Raw genomic sequence first — 6,792 nt, forward strand, 5'->3', positions numbered from 1 at the left:
CGGCAACTGTTTCAGCGGTAAACGCAGAGACGCTGCGCATCGCTGTGCCGTCTGACCCCGGGTATCTGGATCCGGCCTATTGGGGATCAACGGTTGATCAGTTCCTGATCGACAACCTGTATCCGCGCCTTGCGAAATATGTGGCCGGTGACGAATGGGTGGTTGAACTAGACGCTGCCAGTTCTGTTGATCTGTCCGACCCCCAGCACATCGTGTTCGAGCTGAACCCGGGCATCATGTGGACCGGCGGGTATGGTGAGTTGACAGCGGAGGACGTCGAATATTCCTACGAACGCCATTTGGACCCAGATCTGGAGTCTGGCGTGGCAAGTGAATATGCGCTGTTGGTGGATGTTGAAGTGACCGGCAGGTATACTGGCATCATCCACCTGAGCGCGCCATCCACTACCTTTTGGACCTCGACCATGGTTTACACCAGTGGTGCTATCATCTCCAAAGCCGCGGCCGAAGAGGCAGGCGGATGGTTTGAAGCAACGCCTGTTGCGACGGCTGGCCCTTACATGATGACCGAATTCTCGCCCGGTTACCGAATGGTGCTGGAACGCAACCCGGACTGGACCGGCGAAACAGGCGATTTCGACACGATCGAGCTGTTGCCGATAGCAGATGAAAACGCGTCAGAGCTCGCCTTTGCTGCGGGGGAAATTGACTACACCCGGACATCGCCCTTGAATTACGACAACCTTGTCGCAAGTCCACCTGCCGGGGGTGTCGTGGAATTGGTCCAAACACTGGATCCGTTGTTTTTGGGTATCAGCCCGAGCAATGAGCAATTGGCAGACATCCGCGTGCGCCAAGCCATTCAACTCGCCTTGGATATCCCAACGATCCTACAGGCCACGACCAATGGCCACGACCAGCAGGCAACGGGTTTTGTTGCACCGGGGCTGGTAGGCTACCGTGACGATGCGCCAATGGTGCGGGATCTGGACAAGGCCCGTGCGTTGCTGGCAGAGGCCGGCGCCGAAGGCCTGGTTGTTCGTTTGGATTACGTCAACACCACGCAGCGTGATACTGCGGCGCAGATCATGCAGGCCAACCTTGCCGAAGCAGGCATCACGCTAGAGCTGAACGGGCAGGATGAAGGCACATTCTGGAGTCTTGACGAAGCGCGCGCCGCTGATTTGCAACTGCACCTGAAGTCATGGACCGGCAACCCTGATGGGTACTACATCATGCAGTATTTCACAGAAGAGCAGATCGGGTACTGGAACTGGGAAGGCTTCGCCGACGCAGAGTTTGAGGCCTTGCTCGTACAAGCACGCGACACCTCAGATGAAGCCGCGCGCGGCGAAATCTACAAGACAATGCAGGCCATCATGGAAGACTCCGGCAGTTTTGCATTTGTCTCTAACGAAATGACGGGCCTGTTGTATCGCGACACCCTGATTCCCGGAATACTGCCGGATGGTCGCCCGGTGTTTCACGCGTTCCGGTTCGCAGACTGAGAGTGAAGTGACAGCCGGGCGAGGTTTCTCCCGCTCTGCCCGGCTGTTGTTTTTGCCTAAGCGATCGTTCTGAAAGGGTTTCTTGATGTTTGCATACGCTCTCAAGCGCATTGGTTTGGGCTTTCTCGTTCTTATTCTGGCGATCTCAAGTCTGTATGTTCTGATCCTTGCAGCACCGGGTGATCCGGCAAGTGCGATGTTGGGGCCACGGGCCACGCCCGCGCTTAGGGCGGCGATCACCGAGAAGCTGGGGTTGGACCGGCCAATGCCGGTTCAAGTGTTCAACTATCTTATCAGCGTTTTACAGGGCGACCTTGGGATCGACCTCAGAAGCAGACAACCAGTGCTGAATACATTGAAAATCCATGTTCCAAGAACCCTTGAACTGCTCGGAGCGTCATTGCTGATCTCGGCTGCAATTGGAATCCCGTTAGGCTGTATCGCCGCCGTGCGGCGCAACTCTCTTTTTGATCGGGTGGTGGGGATTCTGTCGGTCAGTGTGATCGCCATGCCTGCCGTAATTATTGCCATCTTTGGCATGTTGATCTTCGCCGCCGGATTGGGTTGGGTGCCTGCAATCGGGGCCGGTGACGGTGAGGGACTCTTAAGTCGCCTACATCATTTGATCCTGCCCGCAATCGCAGTGGGTGCAGGCTGGATCGGCTATATCGCCAGACTGGTTCGGGCCTCCATGATTGAGGTCTTGTCCACCAATTACGTGCGCAACGCGCGCGCCTTTGGGTTGCCCGCACGCCGCATTGTATTCCGCTACGCGCTGCGCATCGCTGTCGCACCGACCGTTACGGTGATTGGCATCGGGGTCGGCGTGATGATGGGCAGCGCGGTCTTCGTCGAAATCGTTTTCGCCCGCCCCGGTATCGGCAAGTTGATGTATGAGGCGGTGATCCTGCGCAACTATCCTGTGTCACTGGGCGCTGTGCTGGCGGCCTCCTTTATCCTGATCGTCGCCACGACGCTGTCAGACATCCTCAACGCCCTGATTGACCCACGCTTCATCGAGGACAGCGAATGAGCGTTTCCAACACAAACACCGCCACCCGCCGTTCTGCCATCGGTGATGGGTTCTTGCGCCTGATGTCGGATCCGATGGGGGCCATTGGCGTGGTTCTGGTCACGCTGTTGATCTTGTCAGCCGTCTTTGCCAGCGTTCTGTCGCCCTTTGACCCCGCGCAGATCAATGTTCCGATCAAACTGCAACCGCCGTCTTGGGAGCATTGGCTGGGCACCGACCAGCTGGGCCGCGACGTGCTAAGCCGCGCGCTTTATGGTGGGCGGATCGCGCTGAGCGTGGCTTTGATTTCGACAGCTCTTTCTGTTGGTATCGGGGTGATTTTGGGGATGGTCGCTGGTTTTGGGCCGAAGTGGCTTGATAACCTCATCGTTCTGGCCTTCGACACTGTGCGCGCCTATCCGGTGATCATCCTTGCTCTTGCTGTGGGGCCGATTTTCGGGGCTGGCCTGAAAACTGTCATCGGCATTCTGGTCGTTACCTCCATTCCCTACTACGGTCGCATCGTGCGCACGTCTGTTATTTCCGCCTCAAAGGCTGACTATGTTGAGGCGCTGAGGGCGATGGGAATGAGCCGCGTGCGCATCGTTGCGCGACACATTCTGCCCAACATCATCGGCCCGATCCTGATCCTCGCTTCGATGGATATCCCAGTCTATATCGCTGCTGAAGCAGGGCTTAGCTTTTTGGGAGTGGGCGTGAAGCCGCCGGATTCAAGCTGGGGACTGATCCTGGATGACGGCTACAAGTTCATCCGCCAAACCTATTGGCTAGTGATTGCAGGCTCTGTGCCGCTGATCACCGCCACGCTTGGCTTTACCTTTCTGGGCGAAGCGCTGCGCGACACCTTCGATCCCAAACTGCGCAAGGGGGTCTGAAGACGATGTCTGATATCCTTCTTGAGGTGGATGGGTTGGCCGTTCAATACGGTTCGCTTTCAGCTGTGAACTGGGCCAGTTTCAAGCTCGAACGCAACCGCGTTCTGGGAATCGTCGGCGAAAGTGGATCGGGGAAATCAACGTTGATCTGGGCGCTGACCCGGCTGTTGCCGGAAATGGCGACGATCAGTAGTGGCGCGGTCTGGTTTGAAGGGAAAGACCTGCTGCGCCTGCCGCCCGATCAGCTTCAGGCCCTGCGTGGCACCCGGATTTCTTACATCAGTCAGGACCCGATGAGCGCGCTGACACCGGCGCTGACCATCGGCCAGCAGATGATGGATGTCCTGTACCGCGAACCCTGGAGCCGCAAGGAAAAATGGGCACGTGCGGTGGATGCGCTGGACTGGGTGAGCCTGCCGGACCCGGCTGCGCGCATGAAAATGTACCCCTATCAATTGTCAGGTGGTCAGCGTCAGCGCGTGTCCATTGCCATGGCGTTGATGCTGGAACCCGATCTGGTGATTGCGGATGAGCCGACAACGGCACTTGATGCCACGCTGGAGGTTGAAATTCTGGACCTGCTGCGCCGTCTGCAACATGAGACGGGCAGTGCGGTGATCTTTGTGACCCACCACCTTGGTGTTGTTTCCAGCCTATGTGATGACGTGCTGGTGATGCATCGCGGCGACATCGTCGAGGCAGGACCGGTCAGCGAGGTCTTTTCGCGGCCGACACATGATTACACGCGAATGCTGCTGCGCTGTGATCCCGCGCGCATCGCACAAACAACGCGGCGCCTGCCGACCATGGCGGATGATCTGGAAACCCCGATCAAGATTGTTGCAGGACCCGCTGATCGGATCAAAACCGACCAGCCCGCGGTGCTTGAAATCGCAAACCTCTCGGTCAGTTTTACAAAAGACAGCGCTCTGCCGCGCTGGCTGGGTGGGCAAGCGCAGGAAATCCGCGCCGTGCGCGATGTTAGCCTTGACCTCCGCAAGGGCGAAACACTGGCGCTGGTCGGTGAAAGTGGGTCGGGCAAAACCACCATTGCCCGGTCGGTGCTAGGGCTGGTCAGCCCGACCGCAGGGCTGATCAAAGTTGCCGGGCAGGTTGTTGACCGGGCGCAGGCCGAGGTCTTGCAGGTGGTGCGCGCCTTCACCTCGATGATGTTTCAGGATCCGGTCGGATCGCTCAGCCCGCGCATGACAATCGGTGAACAGATTTACGAGCCACTGGTCGTGCAGGGCCGCGCAGATGTGGACCGCGCGACGACCGTAGCGGATTTGCTCAGAAATGTCGGCCTGCCGGCTGGTTTTGCCACCCGCTATCCGCATCAGTTGTCGGGCGGGCAAGCGCGCCGCGTGGGTGTTGCCCGCGCCCTAGCCCTCAATCCCGCATTGATCATTGCCGACGAACCGACGGCCGGGCTTGATGTCTCGGTGCAGGGCGAGGTGCTGAACCTTCTCAACGAAATTCAGGACCGCACCGGCGTGTCGATCCTGATCATCACGCACAATATGAGCGTTGTGCGCCACGCGGCAGACCGCGTGGTTGTCCTGCTGAAAGGTGAGATTGTCGAAAGCGGGCAATGCGCCCAGATTTTCGACGCCCCCACCCATGACTACACCCGCGCGCTGATCGCGGCCTCTGAACATAAATTGCCCGAATTTTCCGAAATGGAGTGACCCCAAATGTCAAATCTGGAGCTATGTTACCTGCCGGCCACCCGGCAGATCGAGATGTTTCGTGCCCATGATATCTCACCGCTTGAGGTTCTGGACGCGCAGATCGCGCGCGCCGAGGCGATTGAGCCGCAGGTAAACGCCTTTACTGAAACGTTTTTCGATCAGGCCCGCGATCAGGCGCGCATAGCCGAACAAACCTATATGACCCGTCCGGATGAGGCGCGCCCGCTTGAAGGGCTGACCGTTGGTATCAAGGATGAGATGGATGTGGAAGGCCAGCACAACACCATCGGATCGCTGATCTACAAGGATAATATCGCCACCGCCGATCATCCGGTGGCCGCCCGCCTGCGTGCTGCGGGCGCCATCTTTCATGCCCGCACCACCACGCCCGAATTTTGCTGTGCATGGGTCACCGACAGCCGTTTGCACGGCACCACAACCAACCCCTGGCACAAGGATTACACTTGTTCGGCCTCTTCCGGCGGCTCTGCCGCTTCGCTGGCGGCGGGCACGTCCAGCCTTGCCACCGGGTCGGATATCGGCGGGTCAATCCGCGGTCCCGCAGCGGCTTGCGGGGTGGTTGGCTACAAGCCGCCCTATGGCCGCATCCCCGACAGCCCGCCCTTCAACCTTGACACCTATAACACCGTGGGGCCACTGGCCCGCACCGTGGCCGACTGCGCCTTGATGCAAAATATCATGTCGGGCTTTCACCCCTCTGACATCGCCAGCTTGCGCGACAAGATGGTCATTCCGATGCAGCACGACGGCGTGAAGGGCCTCAAGATCGCCTATACGATGGATGTCGGCAACGAGGTGCTGGCAGACGACGTGCGCCACCACACCATGGCGGCGCTTGACCGGCTGGCTGATCAGGGCGCGATCCTCCAAGAGGTCGACCTGGGCTGGACGCGCGAGACGACGTATGCCGCGCGTGATCATCTGGATTTCCTGTTCGGCTTCTACCTGCGTCATGAATGCGAGGCCCATCCCGATCTGGTCTGCGACTATACCAAATTTCTGGCGGAACGGTCCAAAACCGCCACACCGGAAAAGGTTTTCCACGCGATGGAGATGGCCGCGAAGATGTACGGCTCTATCGGGCCGGTGCTGGAGGATGCCCATGCGATGATCTGCCCCGTCATGATCACGCATGAGCTGCGCGCCGATCAGGCCCTGTGGGATACGATGACGGTGCATGGAAGAGTAGTCGACAGCGACTATGAATTCAGCCTGCTGCCGCAGTTCAACATGCTCAATCGGCTGCCTGCATTGGCGGTGCCAACCGGCATTGCCGCCAGCGGCCTGCCGATGGGCGTGCAGATCGTCGGGCGATCCTATGACGATCCGCGCGTCTTCCGCGTGGCTGCCGCACTGGAACAGACCACCCCCTTTTACGATTGTACCGCGCGCCGGCCCCAACTTTAACAACACGGACAAAACCCATGACAAAAGCAGATCTTGACCTGTGCTACCTTCCTGCCACCGATGTTCTTTCGTGTTTTAGGGCGCGGACATTGTCGCCTGTGGAATACCTTGACAATCTGATCGCGCGCGCTGACGAAACCGAGCCGAAGATCAACGCCTTCACAGCCACCCATTACGACAAGGCGATGGACCACGCCCGCGCCGCCGAGGCGCGTTATGCCAAAGGTGCCGACGATCTGCGCCCGCTTGAAGGCCTGCCCATAGCAATGAAGGATGAGGTGGATCTGGTTGGCGAA

General features: G+C 58.9%; 6 protein-coding genes. All 6 read left to right on the plus strand.

Going from position 1 to position 6,792, the window contains the following annotated elements:
• Positions 1-1,469, plus strand: a 1,469-nt coding sequence (locus NWQ23_RS02180) for an ABC transporter substrate-binding protein (protein ID WP_306164598.1), incomplete at its 5' end; no start/stop codon positions are given.
• Positions 1,470-1,554: 85 nt separating this feature from the next.
• Complete coding sequence (locus tag NWQ23_RS02185; protein WP_306164599.1) at positions 1,555-2,502, plus strand: ABC transporter permease; 948 nt, start codon at positions 1,555-1,557, stop codon at positions 2,500-2,502.
• Positions 2,499-3,377 (plus strand): ABC transporter permease, encoded by an 879-nt coding sequence (locus tag NWQ23_RS02190; protein WP_306164600.1) that lies wholly within the window; start codon positions 2,499-2,501, stop codon positions 3,375-3,377. Before NWQ23_RS02185 ends, NWQ23_RS02190 begins: the two co-directional genes overlap by 4 nt.
• 5 nt (positions 3,378-3,382) lie before the next feature.
• Positions 3,383-5,065 (plus strand): ABC transporter ATP-binding protein, encoded by a 1,683-nt coding sequence (locus NWQ23_RS02195; RefSeq protein WP_306164601.1) that lies wholly within the window; start codon positions 3,383-3,385, stop codon positions 5,063-5,065.
• Between the two features lie 6 nt (positions 5,066-5,071).
• Positions 5,072-6,496, plus strand: coding sequence for an amidase (locus tag NWQ23_RS02200; RefSeq protein WP_306164602.1), 1,425 nt, complete (start codon positions 5,072-5,074; stop codon positions 6,494-6,496).
• A gap of 17 nt (positions 6,497-6,513) precedes the next feature.
• Positions 6,514-6,792, plus strand: a 279-nt coding sequence (locus NWQ23_RS02205; protein WP_306164603.1) for an amidase family protein, incomplete at its 3' end; no start/stop codon positions are given.

It is taken from the genome of Yoonia sp., assembly GCF_030731595.1.
Taxonomy (GTDB): domain Bacteria; phylum Pseudomonadota; class Alphaproteobacteria; order Rhodobacterales; family Rhodobacteraceae; genus Yoonia.